At 39.4% G+C, this 19,526-nt stretch carries 24 protein-coding genes; all 24 read right to left on the bottom strand.

Annotated features, from left to right (window positions below):
* Positions 1-71: 71 nt before the first annotated feature.
* A complete protein-coding gene (locus tag AX663_RS07330) occupies positions 72-545 on the bottom strand; it encodes an ECF transporter S component (protein ID WP_060973129.1) in 474 nt (157 codons plus the stop codon).
* Entirely contained in the window at positions 535-1,296 is a 762-nt protein-coding gene (locus AX663_RS07325) for a bifunctional hydroxymethylpyrimidine kinase/phosphomethylpyrimidine kinase (RefSeq protein ID WP_060973128.1), read from the bottom strand. Before AX663_RS07325 ends, AX663_RS07330 begins: the two co-directional genes overlap by 11 nt.
* Positions 1,289-2,035, bottom strand: coding sequence for a tRNA pseudouridine(38-40) synthase TruA (gene truA / locus AX663_RS07320; protein WP_060973127.1), 747 nt, complete (start codon positions 2,033-2,035; stop codon positions 1,289-1,291). The genes AX663_RS07325 and truA overlap by 8 nt, the downstream gene beginning before the upstream one ends.
* Positions 2,036-2,140: 105 nt before the next feature.
* Positions 2,141-3,274 carry a molecular chaperone DnaJ gene (gene dnaJ / locus AX663_RS07315; protein WP_002886399.1) on the bottom strand — a complete coding sequence of 378 codons (1,134 nt, stop codon included), beginning with the start codon at positions 3,272-3,274 and terminating at the stop codon, positions 2,141-2,143.
* A 154-nt stretch (positions 3,275-3,428) separates the two neighbouring features.
* Positions 3,429-4,061, bottom strand: a complete 633-nt coding sequence (locus AX663_RS07310; RefSeq protein WP_060973126.1) for a DJ-1/PfpI family protein — start codon at positions 4,059-4,061, stop codon at positions 3,429-3,431.
* 191 nt (positions 4,062-4,252) lie between these two features.
* Positions 4,253-6,076 carry a molecular chaperone DnaK gene (dnaK, locus tag AX663_RS07305; protein ID WP_002886397.1) on the bottom strand — a complete coding sequence of 608 codons (1,824 nt, stop codon included), beginning with the start codon at positions 6,074-6,076 and terminating at the stop codon, positions 4,253-4,255.
* An 84-nt stretch (positions 6,077-6,160) separates the two neighbouring features.
* A complete protein-coding gene (grpE, locus tag AX663_RS07300; protein WP_037598025.1) occupies positions 6,161-6,685 on the bottom strand; it encodes a nucleotide exchange factor GrpE in 525 nt (174 codons plus the stop codon).
* 38 nt (positions 6,686-6,723) lie between these two features.
* A complete protein-coding gene (gene hrcA, locus AX663_RS07295; RefSeq protein WP_060973125.1) occupies positions 6,724-7,758 on the bottom strand; it encodes a heat-inducible transcriptional repressor HrcA in 1,035 nt (344 codons plus the stop codon).
* 191 nt (positions 7,759-7,949) lie between these two features.
* A complete protein-coding gene (locus tag AX663_RS07290; RefSeq protein WP_060973124.1) occupies positions 7,950-8,531 on the bottom strand; it encodes a glycoside hydrolase family 73 protein in 582 nt (193 codons plus the stop codon).
* On the bottom strand, positions 8,528-9,325 hold the full coding sequence (locus AX663_RS07285) for a M15 family metallopeptidase (protein WP_060973123.1): 798 nt from the start codon (positions 9,323-9,325) through the stop codon (positions 8,528-8,530). Before AX663_RS07285 ends, AX663_RS07290 begins: the two co-directional genes overlap by 4 nt.
* Positions 9,312-10,016, bottom strand: a complete 705-nt coding sequence (locus AX663_RS07280; RefSeq protein WP_060973122.1) for a histidine phosphatase family protein — start codon at positions 10,014-10,016, stop codon at positions 9,312-9,314. The genes AX663_RS07285 and AX663_RS07280 overlap by 14 nt, the downstream gene beginning before the upstream one ends.
* A gap of 115 nt (positions 10,017-10,131) precedes the next feature.
* Positions 10,132-11,469, bottom strand: coding sequence for a PFL family protein (locus tag AX663_RS07275; RefSeq protein WP_060973121.1), 1,338 nt, complete (start codon positions 11,467-11,469; stop codon positions 10,132-10,134).
* Between the two features lie 17 nt (positions 11,470-11,486).
* Complete coding sequence (locus AX663_RS07270; protein WP_002889695.1) at positions 11,487-11,753, bottom strand: ACT domain-containing protein; 267 nt, start codon at positions 11,751-11,753, stop codon at positions 11,487-11,489.
* Positions 11,754-12,074: 321 nt separating this feature from the next.
* The gene (locus AX663_RS07265; protein WP_060973120.1) at positions 12,075-13,292 is read right to left on the bottom strand and encodes a CapA family protein; all 1,218 of its coding nucleotides are present in this window, start codon (positions 13,290-13,292) and stop codon (positions 12,075-12,077) included.
* Positions 13,293-13,457: 165 nt separating this feature from the next.
* Positions 13,458-14,294, bottom strand: coding sequence for a class B sortase, LPKTxAVK-specific (srtB, locus tag AX663_RS07260; RefSeq protein WP_002889691.1), 837 nt, complete (start codon positions 14,292-14,294; stop codon positions 13,458-13,460).
* An 86-nt stretch (positions 14,295-14,380) separates the two neighbouring features.
* Positions 14,381-14,794 (bottom strand): LPKTxAVK-anchored surface protein, encoded by a 414-nt coding sequence (locus tag AX663_RS07255; RefSeq protein ID WP_002889684.1) that lies wholly within the window; start codon positions 14,792-14,794, stop codon positions 14,381-14,383.
* Between the two features lie 691 nt (positions 14,795-15,485).
* Complete coding sequence (locus AX663_RS07250) at positions 15,486-15,695, bottom strand: helix-turn-helix transcriptional regulator (protein WP_060973119.1); 210 nt, start codon at positions 15,693-15,695, stop codon at positions 15,486-15,488.
* A gap of 3 nt (positions 15,696-15,698) precedes the next feature.
* Positions 15,699-16,280 (bottom strand): hypothetical protein, encoded by a 582-nt coding sequence (locus AX663_RS07245; protein ID WP_060973118.1) that lies wholly within the window; start codon positions 16,278-16,280, stop codon positions 15,699-15,701.
* Positions 16,281-16,761: 481 nt separating this feature from the next.
* Positions 16,762-17,166, bottom strand: coding sequence for a DUF1211 domain-containing protein (locus AX663_RS07240; RefSeq protein ID WP_231724221.1), 405 nt, complete (start codon positions 17,164-17,166; stop codon positions 16,762-16,764).
* A complete protein-coding gene (locus AX663_RS10960; RefSeq protein WP_231724220.1) occupies positions 17,127-17,324 on the bottom strand; it encodes a TMEM175 family protein in 198 nt (65 codons plus the stop codon). Before AX663_RS10960 ends, AX663_RS07240 begins: the two co-directional genes overlap by 40 nt.
* A gap of 159 nt (positions 17,325-17,483) precedes the next feature.
* Positions 17,484-18,134 carry a DsbA family oxidoreductase gene (locus AX663_RS07235; protein WP_060973117.1) on the bottom strand — a complete coding sequence of 217 codons (651 nt, stop codon included), beginning with the start codon at positions 18,132-18,134 and terminating at the stop codon, positions 17,484-17,486.
* A 19-nt stretch (positions 18,135-18,153) separates the two neighbouring features.
* Positions 18,154-18,333 carry a type Z 30S ribosomal protein S14 gene (locus AX663_RS07230; protein WP_014677714.1) on the bottom strand — a complete coding sequence of 60 codons (180 nt, stop codon included), beginning with the start codon at positions 18,331-18,333 and terminating at the stop codon, positions 18,154-18,156.
* Entirely contained in the window at positions 18,334-18,603 is a 270-nt protein-coding gene (locus tag AX663_RS07225; protein ID WP_037620098.1) for a hypothetical protein, read from the bottom strand.
* Positions 18,600-19,520, bottom strand: coding sequence for a thioredoxin-disulfide reductase (trxB, locus tag AX663_RS07220; RefSeq protein WP_021143448.1), 921 nt, complete (start codon positions 19,518-19,520; stop codon positions 18,600-18,602). The genes AX663_RS07225 and trxB overlap by 4 nt, the downstream gene beginning before the upstream one ends.
* Positions 19,521-19,526: the final 6 nt, after the last annotated feature.

The raw sequence follows: 19,526 nt of genomic DNA, 5'->3' as shown, positions 1-19,526 counted from the left end.
CAAGTCTGTTAAGACAACTTTTATATCTTAACACCCAATTTAGTTATTGTCAATAAGGTTTAGTAATGTTATTAACCTTTTTTAGACTGAACTTTTTTGAATCCTTGATATAATACCCATCCAACAACTACGCCAAGAGCATTCTGGCAGAAATTAGGAATCACTTCTGCGATTGAAGCTCCTGTTCCATACATAAATACTGAAGCAAGTGCATAGCCACCCACCATCACAATTGTAGCAATCAGAAGGCCTAGGATACGATAGTTCCCTTTAAAGCCAGCAAAATAACCTTGTGCACCATGGATTAACAAACTGATAAACATCCATTGCGGAGCAGATGATAGCAGATCTATCAGAAAAGCAGACAATCCGCCCACAATTGCCCCCTCTTTCTTACCAAGATAGAAGGCTGTGAAGTAGATTCCTGCATCTACCAAAGTTAAAAGCCCTGTCGGAGTTGGAATTTTAGCTACGAATCCAAAGGTCACTGATAAAGCTGTTAAGATAGCTAATAATGTTAGCTCTTTTGTTTTCTTATTTTGCATATTGAACTACTCCAAATTCATTTGATTGTTTAATTGATTCATAAACAAAGGCTTTAGCATTTGCCACAGCTTCAGTTTCTGAACATCCTTTAACTAATTCACTAGCTATACTTGAAGCAAATGTACATCCTGCACCGGTATTATTTTTGTCTAGCACAGCTTCTTCAAACAATTTGTAGTCTGTTCCATCATAAAAGACATCTATCGCTTTAGTACCATCCAAGCGGTTTCCACCCTTAACAACGACAGTCTTAGCACCTAATTCATTGAGATAGCTAGCCGCATGCTTCATATCATCAAGAGTCTTGATCTTTCTATCTATAAGCAGTTCGACTTCAGGTAAGTTCGGAGTGATAACCGTGATATAAGGGAAAAATTTAACCAATTCATCACGTAGTTGAGAAACTTCAACGTCATGAGTCTCCTTACATACTAAAACGGGATCCAAGACAATTGGAATATCAGAATGATTTTTAACAAAATCCAACGTTAATTCTGCGATCTCAACGTTAGGCAACAAACCAATTTTAATTGCTGAGAAGGGGACATCTTTTAGTGAATCAAGTTGTTGTTTAAAAACATTAGTATCAACCGGAATGACCTCAAAACCATTCTCAGTCATAGCTGTCAGACAGGTAAGAGCCACAAATCCATGCTGTTTATTTGTGGTAAATGTCGCTAAATCTGCATGAAGTCCGCCACCACTAAAAATATCATTCCCTGAAATCGCTAAAATCAATTCATCACTCATATCGTATCTCCTTTAAATATAGCCCATTTCCTGCTGCCGTTGGTCCTGCAAGATTACGGTCACGACTTTCCAACACTGTCTTCACTTGTAAAACAGGCATGCGGCCATTGCCAATCTTTAACAAGGTGCCAACCATATTTCTAACTTGCTTATAGAGAAAACCATTACCAGAAAAAGTAAAGATATAAAATCCAGTTTTCTCATCGATAGATACACTAGCCTGGGTAATTGTGCGTACTTTATTTTCTACAGAAGTTCCTGAAGCTGTGAAGCCTGTAAAATCATGTGTACCGACCAAATCCTTAGCAGCCTCCTGCATAGGTGCTAAACTTAGAGGGTAGGGATAGTAGGTCGCATAATTACGCATCATGGGGTTCTTAGGTCGCCCTGCATCTACTAGGAACTCATAAGTTTTACTGTGTTTGTTGTATCGCGCATGGAATTCCTCCGATACAAGTTCGATACTAACAACATCAATATCATCTGGACATTGTGTATCTAAACCGAAACGCAACTTCTCTGGATCTCGCTCTTGAGGCAAATCGAAGTGAATAACTTGTCCATAGGCATGAACACCTGCATCTGTACGACCCGCTCCATGAACGGTGACAGGTGTACCGCTATTTAACCGTAAGAGAGTCTTTTCAAGTTCTTCTTGAATGGAACGTGCATTTGGTTGTCTTTGAAAACCTGAGAAAAGTGTACCATCATAGGAAATTGTCGCTTTGTATCTAACCATAGAATTATCATATCAGATTTTTTTAAGGATAAAAAGTAGGTCAATCGCCAACTGACCCCATACAGTTTTTGGCGTAAAGAAAAAGACGCATTAAGCGTCCTTCCTTTATAAATCTTCTAAGGCATCCTTTACTTTATTGAAGAAACCTTTTTTCTGTGGTGCGATTTTTTCATCACCACTTGCTTTGGCGAATGCAAGGAGAGCTTCTTTTTGAGCATCATTTAGCTTCGTAGGAGTTACAATCTTAACTGTAACGTGTTGGTCTCCTTGTGAACCTCCACGAAGACGTGGAGCACCCTTTCCTTTTAGACGGAAAGTTTTGCCTGTTTGAGTTCCTGCTGGGATGGTCATCTCAACATTTCCGTGAACCGTTGGTACTTCAACAGTGTCACCAAGGGCTGCTTGGACAAAGGAAATATTAAGTGTATAGTAAATTGTTGATCCATCACGCGTAAATTTATCGCTTGGATTAACATTGATGATTACAAAGAGGTCTCCATAAGGACCACCATTGAAACCAGCTTCACCTTGACCAGCAAGACGGATTTGTTGACCTGTTTCAACACCTGCTGGAATCTTGACAGATACTTTGTGGCTTTGTTTTTCATGTCCTGTTCCATGACAAGTTTGACATGGCTCTTTAATTTCTTGACCTGTTCCATGACAGACATCACAGGTTACTTGACGACGCATCATACCAAGTGGCGTTTGCGTATCAACATTGATAACCCCTTGACCATGACAGCGACCACAAGTTACAGGGCTTGTTCCAGGTTTTGCACCAGATCCTGAACATGTCTTACATGTCGCTTCACGATTATAGTGCACTTCTTTTTCGGCACCAAAAATCGCCTCTTCGAAGCTTAGGTTGACACGGTACTGAAGATCATCACCTTGACGTGGAGCATTAGGGTTACGAGTAGCACCACCACCAAAGAAGCTAGAGAAGATATCCTCAAAACCTCCAAAGCCTGCACCACCATCGAAGCCTCCAAAGCCTCCTTGACCACCAAAACCATTCGCACCATCTGGTCCGTATTGGTCATAGGCTGCACGTTTTTGGTCATCACTTAGAGTTTCGTAGGCCTCTTGGACCTCTTTATATTTTTCTTCCGCACCTGGTTCTTTATTAATGTCTGGGTGGTATTTCTTAGACATCTTACGATAGGCACGTTTGATTTCATCTTGAGAGGCATCCTTAGATACCCCAAGACGATCGTAATATTCGGTATTGTTCATACAAGATACTAAGAGCGAACAGAAAGCAACTGAAATTTAGGAAACCGACAAAAAATCCTGATTTCTTAGGAGGTTTATCTAATTTCCTAGCTTTCCGCTCGTGTTCAATTTCTCGAACACTCTTTGTTCCTTTCTATAATTTTTATGTAAATCTTTAGAGGATGTTTTCTATACTTCGCTTCACTTGATCAAACTCTTCATCTGATAGAGTAAATAACAAATCCTCTTCAGCGTACTCGTTTTTTTCTTTAAAATAGTTGCCCGTATTTTCTGCCAACCCTAGACTTAGAATCACTTTCCTTGCAAACTCTTGATGTGCGAATCCTATAGCCGTAATGATCTGTTTATCTTGCACAAGGACTTTCGGTTGGAAATTCTCACGAGGAAGAAATTCAAAATAGTCAAAGAAGTTTTGCCAAATTCCACCTGTAAATTTCGTGTCCTTCAACAAGCCTGCTTTGGCTAATAAAAGGGGGGCTGAAGAAATGGCTGCAATTAAGACATCTTGCTCACCAAGCTCCCTCAAAAACGATATCAATTTTTCATCCTGTAGAGCAGGTCCAATGTTAACCATTCCTGGCAAAATCACACAAGAATACTCTTCTATACGGATTTGATCCAATGTTTTGGTCGGTTGACAGGGTAAGCCATCCTCAGAGACCACCATCGAATGATCTGAAGCGGCATAATCAATCGTGACACCAAAAGACAAAGCTAAAGTACTTGTTAAAGCGGTTATCTCATAAAGAGAAAAATTAGGATAAATGATACAAAGTACTTTTTTCATACGCAACATCCTCTATTTTACCGAAAAACAGAGGCTGGGTTGCAACCTCTGGATTTCTTACTATCATTTACCAATTAGTCAGAATTGAGCACGCCCTAACCTCTTGGTGAAAAAGATAAATCTTCCTAGAAACTAAAGTTTCTGCGTCGAATCTCCTATTTTCACTATGAGGTTTTAACGGGCTTTGCATCTTATTTTTCAGTAAACTCTCCGTCTACGACATCGTCGCCTGAGTTATCTGCTGTTTGTGCACCTTCTGCTCCTGCTTGAGCTTGTTGTGCTGCTGCAGCTTGTTCGTAAAGTTTAACCGCAAGAGCTTGAGCTTTTTCGTTAAGAGCTTCCAATTTAGCTTTCATGTCATCAAGATTGCCTGATTCTTGAGCTTTCTTAAGGTCATCAAGGGCTGATTGAGCAGCATCACGTTCTGTGTCGAAGCCTTTACCTTCTGTTTCTTTGATTGTCTTTTCAGTTGCAAAGATAGCTTGGTCAACTTCGTTACGAAGATCTACTTCTTCTTTACGTTTTGCATCTGCTTCAGCATTTGCTTCAGCATCTTTCATCATCTTTTCAATTTCTTCGTCTGTCAAACCAGAGTTAGATTGGATAACAATTGTTTGTTCCTTTTGAGTTCCAAGGTCTTTAGCTTTAACAGATACGATACCGTTCTTATCAATATCGAAAGTAACTTCGATTTGTGGGATACCACGAGGTGCAGCTGGGATATCAGTCAATTGGAAACGTCCAAGAGTCTTGTTATCTGCTGCCATTGGGCGTTCCCCTTGAAGAACGTGGATATCAACGGCTGGTTGGTTGTCTGCTGCAGTTGAGAAGACTTGTGACTTAGATGTTGGAATTGTAGTGTTGCGGTCGATGAGTTTTGTGAACACTCCACCCATTGTTTCGATACCAAGTGACAATGGAGTTACATCAAGAAGGACAACGTCTTTGACATCACCAGTGATAACACCACCTTGGATAGCAGCACCCATAGCAACTACTTCATCAGGGTTAACTGATTTATTTGGTTCTTTACCAGTTTCAGCTTTAACAGCTTCTACAACGGCAGGGATACGAGTTGAACCACCGACAAGGATAACTTCGTCAATATCTGACAAGCTCAAACCTGCATCTGAAAGGGCTTGACGAACTGGAGTTTTCGTACGTTCTACAAGATCACGAGTCAAATCATCGAATTTCGCACGAGTTAATGTCATTTCCAAGTGAAGAGGCCCAGCCTCACCAGCAGTGATGAATGGCAAGCTGATTTGTGTTGAAGTGACACCAGAAAGGTCTTTCTTAGCTTTTTCAGCTGCATCTTTCAAACGTTGAAGAGCCATCTTGTCTGTTGACAAGTCGATACCATTTTCTTTCTTGAATTCTTCAACCATATGGTCGATGATTTTTTGGTCAAAGTCATCACCACCGAGTTTGTTATCCCCTGCAGTTGCCAATACATCAAAGACACCATCACCCAATTCAAGAATAGATACGTCGAATGTACCACCACCAAGGTCGAATACCAAGATTTTTTCTTCTTTATCAGTCTTATCCAAACCATAAGCAAGGGCTGCTGCTGTTGGTTCGTTAACGATACGTTCTACTTCAAGACCAGCAATTTTACCAGCGTCTTTAGTCGCTTGACGTTGAGCATCATTGAAGTAAGCAGGCACTGTGATAACTGCTTTAGTTACTTTTTCACCAAGGTAATCTTCAGCATAACCTTTCAAGTATTGAAGAATCATAGCTGAAATTTCTTGTGGTGTGTATTCTTTACCGTTTGCAGAAACTTTTTCAGAAGTACCCATCTTAGATTTGATAGAGATGATTGTATCTGGGTTTGTTACTGCTTGACGTTTTGCAGCGTCACCAACGATGATTTCACCGTTTTTGAATGACACAACAGATGGAGTTGTGCGGTTACCTTCTGGGTTTGCGATAATTTTTGATTCAGTTCCTTCAAGAACTGCTACTGCTGAGTTTGTTGTACCTAAGTCAATACCAATGATTTTAGACATATGTTTTTCCCCTTTTTACTTAATTTCTATTTTGCTTTTTTATCTTTCATTCATAGTTTTCTGTCATTTCGGACAAGTTTTCAATTAATTATATACAACTACCATAGCTGGGCGTAAGACGCGTTCGTGGAGTTTATACCCTTTTTGGAAAACTTGTGCAATCGTATCTGCTGGATGTTCATCATCTGCAGGCATTGTTTGAATCGCCATGTGGAAGTTGTGATCGAAATCACCATCTGCTGGGATTTCTTCAATTCCTTCCTCTTTAAGAGCATGCACTAAACTTTCTTGCACCATTTCCAAACCTTTTTTGACATCATCAGTCAAGCCCTCAACGGCAAGAGCGCGTTCAAGGTTATCAAGTGATGGCAAAATTGCTTTTGCCAAATCTTGGCTACGATACTTTTGCAATTGTTGACGTTCTTCATTAGAACGGCGCTGAATGTTTTGCATTTCTGCATGAGCACGAAGGTATTTGTTTTCAAATTCTTCGGCACGCGCTTGGGCTTCTTCAAGTTCAGAAGGTTCGCTTACTTCCTCTACAACTTCTTCAGTTGTCTCCGTAGCTTCCTCTTCTTTCACTTCTTCTTTTTTAATATCTTCAGTCAAGGCATACACCTCTTTCTATACTATTTTAATGTTATATCTTAGCTAACTTCATAATGGTTACTATTGAGGTAACGGTAATAATCCGTCAACTTCATAACCAAAACTCTACTAATAACATTGACCAAACTAACCATGCGACGATAATCCATTTCAACTGGGCCAATCACATGCATGAGCGCCATCCCACGATAAGGAATCAGGAATTTATGACTCATAACTGTGACATTTTCAAGCGCTTCTTCAGTTGATTCTGCAACCGAAATCTTGGTCACTTCATCATCGGAGATAGCTGATCGAAGCTCAAGTGCCACATGTTGTGGATTGTCCAAAAATTGATAGGTTTTTAAGTCGGCATAGGTCAGTGATGCAACCTTACCTTCAATGAAAATCAATTCCTGAAAAAGTTGTGAAAAGATATAATCAAACAAATCTAAAACATTATCTGTTATCTTGAAATACTTTTGCACAATCTGAGGAATCTCAGTTCTCAATCGGTAATGGATATCTAAGACAGTGTTTCCCAAAAAACGTTCTTGAACAAGCTTATGAAGAATTTCCAAATCACTAGACAAGAAATTCTTTGGAATAGCAAACTGAACTGTCACAGGCTTAGATTCATCTAGAGTAAGAACCGCTAAAGCGTCGTGATTGGATAGATGAACAATGTCAAATCCAGTCAGACGTTGTCGTGTCGGTTCCACATCTTGAATCACTGCTGTGCATCCTGTCATTTCTGCCAGCAGCTTTGCCGCTGCATCCAAGATATCTTCAAGTTTAAAAGCTTCAAAGTCGAAAGCTTTAACCACTTGATAAACATCTTGTTCATCAATCGTATCAAGATTCAAAGAATTAGCGACGAAATACTGGAAACCTGCTCGGCTTGGCATACGCCCACTAGAAGTATGAGCTTTTTCAAGATAGCCCATCTTTTCTAGCTTGGCCATGTCATTACGAATGGTCGCTGAACTCGAATCAATTGATTCTTGTAACGCTTTAGAACCAACCGGTTCATGTGTACGAGTGAACATCTCAACTATCAAATTCAAAATAGTGTTTTGCCTTTGCGTAATCACGATGTCACCTCATTTCTTTTTATTAGCACTCTAACACATCGACTGCTAACTTATGATTCTATTATACACCTAAACTTGAACATGTCAACCCAAAAAACCCAAAAATTAGCACTCTTTTTGAGAGAGTGCTAAAAATACATCTCAAGACCTAGAGAAGCAAAAAAGAGCACCTCCGAGGTACTCTAATTTTATCAATCATATTTTGACAAATGATAGGTCTCAATAATAGATATGAGGTGTTTGGCGTACTCTGGATCACTGCTAAAACCCGCAGCTTGTAGTTTTTCTGCCGCAACTTTATAACTAGTCGTTCCTGCCACCTCTTTATAGGTCGACTCGCCCCACGTTCCTTGGCGAAGTTCTTCTAAATAAGTCATCATAGAACTTGACCAATCCTTAAAAACTGCAAAATCCACCTTTTGGTATTGCCATTTCCCTTTACTGTAGATACTATCCTTTAAACGAATACGTTCTTGACCCGGCTGAGCTACCAGACTGTAGATGTTATGGTATTTAACAGATAAAAGACTGCTACCATAATTCGACTCATATGCAGCTTGGCTAAGGAGAATTGACGCTGGCACACCATAGTTTTTGGACATCTTTTGAGCTGTTGGAGCTAAGGTCTCAATAAACTCTTGCTGCGTGTAAGCAACCTTTACCGAACGAGCATTATCATCTGTAGAGACATGAAGAATCAAAGGTAAGACAATACCTAAAGCGAAAACAGCAACTAAGGTTATGAAGGCTTTTAGTTTAAAACGTCGTCTCACTTAGTTTTCTCCTTTAATAATGCCAAATATTCCTCCAAAGTAAGATTATGTTCAGTCATATACTCTGCTGACTCTTTACCAACATAGCGGAAATGCCAATCCTCGTAGCCTACACCAGTTGATGATGTTTTACCATCTGGAAAACGAAGAACAAAGCCATATTTCGGCGCCAACTCTTTGACTTTAGCTACTGTATCTGGATCTGCTTCATTTAAGCTATCTACAGTACTCATATCAATCGCAAGACCTGTCTGGTGTTCACTCGCTCCTGGTGGTTGTGAATAGGTTTGAACCTTTTTCTCCGCCTGAGACTCCGTCAAACTTGGGTCAGCAGCCATTTCCTGCTGAACATAACTGTTATAAAGTTCTGTCTGATAAGCGACACTACGATAACCGGATATCAAGTGATAACTTGGATCAATTTCTTGAGCAGCCGCTAAAAACTCCTTAGCATTCTTAGCAATTCTCGCATCTACAGAAACACCATCGACATCAGCAATCTCAGGGTTAAGTTCTTTAGACTTATTATCTCGATTTACCAAAAGCAATTCCCAGTCTTTAGGCGATACATCAGGTAGTCCCTTTGTATCCTTGCTTCGAGTCGCATCGGTAGCTTGCTTACTACTTTTTATTACCGACGATCCATTGGTTTGTTGAACCGTACGACTGACACCAAATACAGAATAAAGTCCTGCTGCAACTAAAAGGACTGCAATCAAGACACTACTGATAACCAAAAACCAGTTGGTTTGCTTTTTCGCCTGACGGCGACTTGGATAGTTATTTTTTACCATTTTCTTTTTCTATTATCTCTCGCCCAACCTGACGATAAGTCATATCGCCAAGTGCTTCTAATGTAAATTTACCATTTTCATAAGCAACAACAGTAACCGAACCGTTGTCCAATGAAGGATGCTCGACAGAAGGATCAATTAACCATGCAAAAGTTGCGATAGTCATACCGTGACTAACGACGATAGCATCACCACCACCAGACCTCTCAAGATCCTCAGCCATAGCTGTAAACCCTTCTATAATACGTTTTCTGAGCACTTCCCAAGACTCTGCCCAACCAGCCGTATCCACATCAAGGATACCTTGTGCAAGTTCAGGATAAGTTACCTCATGCAAATCCTTACCTTGAAAAGCATCTGTTCTCGGTAGCACACCGTAGAAAAGTTCACCATCATAGCCACCATCTAAACTACCAAAACACCACTCACGAATACGTTTGTCACGTTTATAGGGAATAGTTTCTAAACCCGTCTCACGCAAAATGATATCCATAGTTTGAATCGTTCGACCTGAATCACTAGAATATGCAGCTTTAAAAGGAATATCTGCCGCTTTCAGACCTACCCCCAATTCACGAATACCTTCTTCACCGAACGGGGTCAAAGGACTATCAGACCAACCTTGTGCACGACCAATGGTGTTAAACATGGTTTTGCCGTGTCTCGCAATATATAACCTAACCTTACTCATAGCGCCCCTTCTTTCCGTCATTTTTGAATTCATTATAGCACAAATCCCCTCGACTATCTAGCCAGCGAGACCATCAGAAAATGCCTTACCAATTGGCAAAGCATTTATCATCCGTTTAGTTTTTAAAGCTGTGAACAGGAGCTGGGATTTGACCACCACGCGCAATGAAGTCAGCCGATGAAGCTTTGTTTACCTTCATTACCGGTGCATACCCAAGAAGACCTCCAAGTTCCAGCATGTCACCTTCCTTACCATAAGGAATAATACGAACAGCTGTTGTTTTCTGGTTAATAACACCGATAGCCGCTTCATCAGCAATCATGGCCGCGATTGTAGTATCTGGCGTATCAGCAGGAATAGCAATCATGTCTAGACCAACAGAACAGATGGCTGTCATAGCTTCCAATTTTTCAAGGTTGATATGACCAGATTTAACAGCCGCAATCATCCCCTCATCTTCAGAAACCGGAATAAAGGCACCTGACAAACCACCAACTTGGTTACATGCCATGATACCACCTTTTTTAACTTGGTCATTAAGAAGGGCTAGAGCTGCAGTAGTACCATGTGTACCAACAACTTCAAGCCCCATCACTTCAAGGACACGGGCTACTGAATCACCAACTGCTGGTGTTGGCGCAAGAGACAAATCTACAATACCGAACTCGACACCAAGACGTTCACTGGCCATTTGACCAACCAACTGACCAACACGTGTGATTTTGAAGGCAGTCTTCTTAACAGTTTCAGCTAAAACATCGAAACTTTCGCCTGGAACTTTCTCAACTGCACGTTGCACAACACCAGGACCTGAAACCCCAACATTGATTACAACATCAGCCTCACCAACACCGTGGAAGGCACCTGCCATAAATGGATTATCTTCAACCGCATTGGCAAAGACAACCAATTTACCTGGACCCATTGGATCTGCCTGAGAAGCCTCTTTGATGATACGTCCCATGTCACGTACTGCTGTCATGTTAATACCGGTCTTTGTTGAACCAATGTTGACAGACGAACAGACAAAATCAGTCTCAGCAAGCGCACGTGGAATAGAATTGATAAGAATCTCATCACCTTTTTGGTAACCCTTTTGAACGAGCGCAGAGAAACCACCAATAAAGTTAACGCCGATTTCCTTAGCTGCTCGGTCAAGCGCCTTCGCAAATGGGACATAGTCTGTCGCATCTGTTGCCGCACCGATGATTGAGATTGGAGTAACAGAGACACGTTTATTAACAATCGGAATACCAAGTTCAGCCGCAATTTCGTCACCAACAGCTACCAAATTCTTAGCCTTAGATACAATCTTGTTATAGACTTTTTCCGCTGCCTTATCGATATCTGAATCGATACAGTCTAGGAGTGAGATTCCCATGGTAATGGTACGAACATCAAAATTCTGTTCCTCAATCATGGCAATGGTTTCTGTGACCTGTTTAATATCCATTTTAAGCTACTCCTATCTTACAAGTTGTGCATCGCATCAAAAATCGCTGAACTTTGGATGTTGATTTTAACGTTCAATGACTCACCAAAGGCTTCCAATTCAGCACGTAGGTGTGTAAAATCTTGTTTGCCTTCCGATGATACAACCGCCATCATGGTAAAGAATTCATCAAGGACTGTTTGAGAAATATCATCAATATTCAAGCCAAGTTCTGCCACCTTAGTCGCAACACCCGCAACAATACCCGCTTTATCCTTACCTACAACTGTAATAATTGCTTTCATGAGAAGCCTCCATCATTTTATTTTGTATAATTTTAGCATATTTTGATTAAAAATGCTATTTTTTATGAAAATTGCCTCTTTTTTCTTGAAAAAGACGAATATTTCAGCAACATTTAATCATTATCGTTTATGAAAACATCCTCTCTTTGACCTAACTACTTGTGGATAAACTTGTTCACAACCTAAATAATTTCCTTCTTTTAAAACCTTAAAAAATCAATATTCAACACAGTTAACAGACTTATCCACACCTGTGGATAAGTCTGTGGGTAACTTGTCGATAAACAAAAAATACCGCCAAATTTAGGCGATATCTTAGCTTTATTTCCATTTTAAATTAACATGGGCATTCATTTCTTTATAGGCAGTATCGATACGTTCTTTGGTCTCTTCATCTAGTTTATTTCTATATTTACCACCTTTAATGAAATCCTCTAAAATATAAGTTTGGTAAGTATACAAAGGATACCCCTCTGGCGAAGTTGTTCCTTTAGGCGTACGGTTAACCCAAGTCGGATGTGCTTGAGCCGTCTTAATCGTGGTTTGACCATTCTTTTTCTCAAGGGTCACATCCATTAAGACACCTCTCTCTGTCCACTCTGCACTATCCACACCATCCATAGTCTCTATGCGCTGGTTAGAGATAAAATTTCCCATTGAGTAAATAATAAGTTTTTGCTGCCCATCCTTTTTAACCACCTCTGAAGGCTCAACCACATGAGGATGACCTCCAAAGATAATATCGGCACCCCAATCAATCATCTTATGATAGAGTTTAACCTGTTCATCTGTCGGTTCCAAACGATACTCAACACCCATCTGAGGCATGATAACCGTGATATCTGCTTCTTTTTCCGCACGCTGAATCTCAGCTTTCATACGTTTTTCATCCAAATTCGATAAGTGGTCTGCAACCTCTTTATCCGTTAAGTTCGACTCTAGTCCATTGTAACCATAAGCATAGGAAAGTATTGCAACCTTGATACCATTAACATTCTTGATGAGGAGTGGTGCCTTATCACGCACCGGCTTTTCATAAACACCAACAGGATCAATTCCTACTTTTTTAAAAGCATCAGCTGTTGTAAAAGCTCCCTCTAAACCAGAATCCAAGATATGATTATGAGCCAAATCCATAACATCATAGCCAGCATCCTTAATAGCTGCAGTCACTGATTGAGGAGCATTAAACAGAGGATAGCCTGACAAAGGATAATCAGGATTGATAGTTCCCTCAAAATCACCCAAAACCAAATCAGCCTGCTTTAACCACGGCTTCACATAAGTAAAATTCTCCGTGAAATCATAGCTACCATCTGCCTGCAGGGCACTCATATAGAGACCGTCATGATAGAGCAAGTCCCCATTAGCCATGATACGTGCTGTCTGTACTTGGTTCGAGGCATTCTTTTGCTGTTCGTTCTTACTATGAACAATTAAAATCTCAAGAAAAAGCAAACCTAAGACAAGAGCAATCAACCCCATCAGAATCTTATTAGTCATCGCATTGTCACGCTTTTTAGCCTGGCTCTGTTTCATAATACTCTCCTTTTTCATACTTCTAGTGTACCAAAAAAACTTATCCATTGATGATAAAAAAGATTAATAAACGGTTACATCTCAATTCCACGACGATTGAAAAGATCAGTTTTCTTAGACAAGATAAAAACTCTACTTCATACTGAAGTAGAGTTCTGTTAATGATTAGCGTGTTGGTGTGTATTCCAAATCTTTACCATGTTTAGCTACAAAATCAGACATTTCAGAGTCTGGAATTTGACGTAAGTAGAGATTGGCACGAATCGTTTCATCTTCCTCACGACAAGTAGAAAGAACGAGGTATTTATCTGAAGCACTAACCTTCAAATCCTTGTTTTTAACACTTGCTTGATCATAGATAATATCCAACTGTTGTTTAAAGTCTTTATCGCTTTCAAATGATGTACGATAGAAAGCTGTGTCTTCAGGCACAATTACCATAGCAAGCGCTTCATAATAGTACTTACGTTGAGGCGTCTCAATAACAACATATTTGTGTTTATCAAAGAACGACTGATCACTATAGTAGTTAACATCGTTGAACATACGACTATCAGCAACCTTACTGCCTCGAGCATGGCCGAAGAGCCAAGTCAAACGATCACTGAAATCTTTCTTATTGTCTGTATCCATGAAGACAGTTCCCAAATATGGAACGTTTCCTCCATCGAATGTTTTATCTAAATAGGTTGAATTGTCCGTTGTTTGAACAACCGGCTCATCCAATTTAGTCCCTGGTGCATAGACATAAGCGATAGTATCAGGGTTTGTTGCCTCAAGACCATCAAATTTATTTTTGAGGTAGGCTTTCTCCTCATCTGAAACTTTATAAGTGTTTGCTTTTTTAGTCGTTAAAACACTCTTAACACCATTAGAGGATGATGCTGTTGGAGACATAAACTGGAAGCCAAGGAAAATTGCCAAAGCAGCAATTACTACGGCAGAAATCCCAGCAATCAGTTTATTGCGAGATCCATTAGATTTACGATTGTGATTACTCATGAAATGTCAAATCCTTTTCTTTATCCATAGAAAAATATCACCGAAGCTTAAGCTCCAGTGATATTCTTTTTAGCAATAACAGTTAATTATTTAACAGCTGCTGTGTTTGGAAGAGCTTTAGCTTCAGCTTTAGCTGCTGGAGCTTTCTTTTCTGCAGCTTTAACAGCTTTAGCTTCTTCTTTAGCATCTTTGTTAGCGTTAGCTTTATCAGTAACTACAAATTCATCTTTGATGATGTTTCCGTTAGCATCACGTTTTGGTTCGATGTGTTCACCAGCATCTTCAAATTTTTGTTTAGTTGAATCTGCGTCAACGTTGTTAAGACCATCTTTAGCAGCTTGAGTAAGACCACCTTCGTTGTTTGTGAAGAAGTCACCACCAGTTGCTTCAGTTTTGTTATCAAGGTTTCCAGTGTGAACGTTACCGTCGTTAGCGAAAACTGCTGCTGATGAAGCGAATACTGCAAGAACTGCAGCTGATGTAAGCAATACTTTTTTCATAATTGTTTCTCCTCTAATGGATTATTATATATTTAGTATCAGGACCTCCCTGACATCTATAGATTATAACACTATCTAGAGATATGTCAACAATTTTTAAAAACTTTTTTAAATTTTTAATATATCCTACAATTCCTACAAACAAAGGGGTTTTGAAGTCTGTTACCAAATAGCAATAATTAATCATTTTTAATTTTAATGTTATTTTAGGTAATTTATTATGTCCTCTGCTAAGTTTAAATACAAATTTGAATCATATATAAAAGCATAATTTGTAAAATATACATTCATTATTATGTGAAGTTTTTTGGACAAAAATCAAGAGATATTTAATAGACGTATAAAACCCTTTACTGATAATATGTTTGAAGTATATAACAATATCATCTTTCAAATGAATGTACTCATTCACTTTGAGCGCTTTTGTATGATAACTACATAATATGCAAGACCTCAAAATTGAATAGATTAGAGAAACATTAGCATTTTTGAAAGTATTTCGGTCTAAAAAGTTCTATTATTGGGTTAAAATGCTTGAAAAATAAACTATTATCTTATTTTTGAATGCGTTGCAACTAAGGTGAAGTCAAGAAAAATCCTTTGAAAACACTCCCTCTTACCAAAACCTCTTCTCAGAATAACAAGTCTCCAAAAAACTAATACACAAATCAATTGGATTGTTTTACTTCTCTTATTTCAGACGAAATAGTTCTTCCACTTGTTTATTAAAGACTTGTGCTATTTTTAAAGTCATTTCCAACGAAGGGTTGTAGCGGTTATTTTCTAAGTGAACAATCGTTTCTCTCCGTATTCCTACTTGATCTGCTAAATCTTGTTGAGTCATCCCATAAGCTTCCCTTACTTCTTTCAAGTTAGTCTTTATTTTACTTTCTTTCGCCATATTTCATCCCCTTTTTTCAATGATAAAGTAAGTAATGGCAAATAATAAGAGTAAAAAAGCCACCAAAATATAAAGAAATCCAGCATTCAAAACAAAAACTTTACAGACGGCTATCAAGGTTGCAATTCCCAATAATATAAAGATTGCTATTGTAAACAAAATGGAAGAGGACTTTGCAATATTTCTATAAAATCGTTCATCAGGTTCTTCATTAATTCTCTTGAATAAGAAGTAAAACATTAATAACAATTGAACACTTAATCCAATTCCTAACATTATATTCTTAATCAAAGAACCAGGAGTTAGAAGCCAAACTCCAATTGTATAGATCGATGACGAGAGAAATACAAGCACTGTATATAATTTTGCAGTAATCCCAAACATATTTTTCTCTTTCTTTTGATAGGTTGATTTTGAGAGGACCGATTGCATCGTACAAGCCAAATACGTAGGAAGCCAAGACATCGTCATAATAGCACCTTTTGCTAGAATCGGTAGGTGATTCCCCAGCAATAAAACTAAACATACAACAATAAGCATGCTAGCGATATAAAGGATTATCTTTAAGTTCTTCGACATTTTCATTTTCGTCACCTTCTTTCATCATGTTATAAATACATCACACCTCATCTGTTATAAATATATCACATTGTTATAAGAATTTCAAGATGAAGACAAAACTCTAGTAAGATTTTGAACAATTTTTCAGAAATCTATACAAAAAAGCACCCATGAGGTAAACTCTTGAGTGCTTTGAAACGTTGATATAATCGTATCGATTAACGTTTTGAGTGCAGTGGTTGCCATCCAATCAAACATCGCTTCGCTTGTTTTCTTGGGGCAACTATGCATAGCATATCTCTATGCGACTAAAGTCGCTAGAGCTATCCTAATTGCGCACCGCCAATTCTCATACAAAAAAACACCTTGCAAGTTGCAAAGTGTTTTCGTTTGTATTCTGCTGTCCAGCAACGAATTAACGTTTAGAGAACTGGCTAGCTTTACGAGCTTTCTTAAGACCTAGTTTTTATAACCGATGCTATTTAGCCATTATTTTTAGTCTTTTTCAAGATTTGTTGCTTAAAAAACCATAGATAACATTAACAATCATCAGCAGCGGGGCAATAGGAATGAGATTTGGAAAAAGATAACCAACTAATAATATGATTACTAGCTGCAATCCATATAATAGTGCCCACCGATAAGGTATCTTTTTTTCTTCAGCTGATAACGGTCTTTGACTCGTCTTGATCACCATTGCTGTCATGATTATCCAAGCTACATCCCAAAGGGCAAGAACGATGAGGTAAAACAGGAGAAAGGCAAAATTAGCGGAATGCTGTCCAATCCCTCGAGTCGCTAAGGGAACAAAACTAGCTGTTAAAAGCCAAAAACTATTGGCTCCAAATAAACGAAAGCTGACATGATTTACTAATTTGTAGAGTTCATGATAATATAGCCAGACTGCCATGATTTGCAAAAACTAGTAATGTAGATAAAAAGCATGGGTAGCATGCTTCTAAGTCCTACTACGGTCAATTCCTTAGGTAACTGTAACTCCAAGGCCATAATTGTGACAATAATGGCCAATATAGCATCTGACAAGGCTTCTACCCTTTGTTTTTCCATTCTGCCCTCCTAATGACTGCTTTTTTGCTTTTTTCTAATGGCTGAGAGGGAGTTTCTAACGGCTGTGTTGAGGGCTCTATGCTGCAGCCATCAATCCCACAAACTAAACCTGTCTCTTCTGAATTGCTGTCTAGTAGTTGAAAAGGGGTATCTATCATTTTATTGTGCTCCTTCCTCTGCTTGAATTTGTTTTAATACCGCTAACATGTATTCATAAGGCTGAGCACCTGAAATGCCATACTTATTGTTCAGAACAAAGAAAGGTGCACCTTGAACGCCTGATTGATTGGCTTCTAAGATATCGCGTTTGACCTCGTCAGCAAACGCATCGCCAGCAAGAACCTGCGCTGCCTCTTCTTGTGGTAGAGCGAACTCACTGATAACAGCTAGTAACACAGAATGATCCGCAATATTGGCATGTTCTTCAAAGTAAAGATAGTACAAGGCCATAATGAAATTTTGATGATCTTTTTTATCTAAATACTTCTGCGACCATTTAATAAGACGGTGAGCTGAAAAGGTGTTGGTTGGGATAATCCCCGCCATATCAATACGAAGCCCTTCTTCATTTCCCATGCTTTCCATGTGCGCAAACTGAGCTTTAGCTTGCTCAGTGGTCATACCGTGACTGGCAGCAAACTCTGTGAGCATGGTTTCACTTGTTTCTAAAGGCGCATTGGGATTTAGCTGATAAGCTTTCATTATCAAATCTTCCGGGTTTAAACCAACAGCTACCATAGCACGCTTCATCCGACTAGCACCAATGTAACAAAATGGACAGGCAATATCTGACCAGTAACTAATTTCCATACTTCTTCCTTTCTTTCCACTACCAAGAAGCTTTTTTCAACCCAGGAATGACACCTTGGTAAACTTGCTGGCGTAAACAAATCCGACAAAGTTTAAACTTGCGGTAAACCGAATGCGGGCGGCCGCATGCCAAACAGCGTGAGTATTCTTGAACCGGATAGGCCTTCTTTTTCCTTTGTATCAAAGCTTTTCTTGCCATTTAAACCTCTTTCTTATCAACCAATTGCCCCTTTTTAAAGACTAATAAACTCGTCAGGGTAGGCTGAATGCCAAATAAAGAAATAAGACGGGGCACTTGAAAAATATCTGCTTGGTAAAGCACCAAATGCTCTCGTTCAGCCGTGTCTATGAGTTCTTTTTGCCCAAGAGACGATAGACTGCATTGATTTCCTGAAACAAGAAGAGCTAGATTTTGATGTTCGGCTAACAGTTCTTCTAATTCGATACTAGACGTGACTGATTTCATCATAGGTTATCAATATAGGCCAATGTATCTAGGGCAGCAATGGCACCGCTACCTGCTGCAGTAATGGCTTGTTGGTATTTTGGATCTTGCACATCACCAGCTGCAAAAATACCTGCAACAGAGGTCTTTGCTGTTCCTGCCTGTGTTTGAATATAGCCTTTATCATCCAATGCTAATTTTCCATCAAGAAAATCGGTGTTTGGCTGATGACCAATGGCCACAAAGAGACCGTCAGCCTGAATGTGCTCAATATCACCTGTTTCATTATTACGAACATCCAAACCAGTCATTCCCATCAGATTAGATGTAACTTTGACAGGCGTGTAATTTAACATCCAATGAATTTTATCATTTGCCTGAGCCCGTTTGGCCATAATATCAGATGCGCGTAACTCATTGCGGCGGTGGACAACGGTCACCTTCGATGCAAAGCGTGTCAAATAGAGGGCTTCTTCCATAGCGACATCACCCCCGCCAACTACAAGGATTTCACGCTCTTTATAGAAGAAAGCATCACAGGTCGCACAAGCGCTGACACCTTTTCCGATGGCCTCTTCTTCGCCTTCAATCCCTAGGTATTTAGCGCTAGAGCCTGTTGCGATAATAACGGCCTTGGTATCAATGATTTCACCATTATCCAGATGTACCTCGAAAGGAGACGATTCGCCTTCAATTTTTTGAACAAATCCAAAGGTCATTTCGGTGCCAAACTGTTCTGCTTGGCGGCGCATTGTTTGGACTAATTCATTGCCATCAATCCCGTTTTCAAAACCTGGATAATTTTCTACGAGGGTTGTGGTGGTTAATTGACCACCCTCAGAATAGCCTGTGATCAATCGATTTTTCAAACCAGCTCGACTTAAATAAATGCCAGCTGTGTACCCTGCAGGTCCTGAACCTACAATAATTGCATCATACATAAATCA

It is taken from the genome of Streptococcus sp. CCH8-H5 (assembly GCF_001556505.1).
In the GTDB taxonomy this organism is placed as follows: Bacteria; Bacillota; Bacilli; order Lactobacillales; family Streptococcaceae; genus Streptococcus.
The sequence above is the reverse complement of the archived record's forward strand: the minus strand, read 5'-3'. Positions and strand labels throughout refer to the sequence as shown.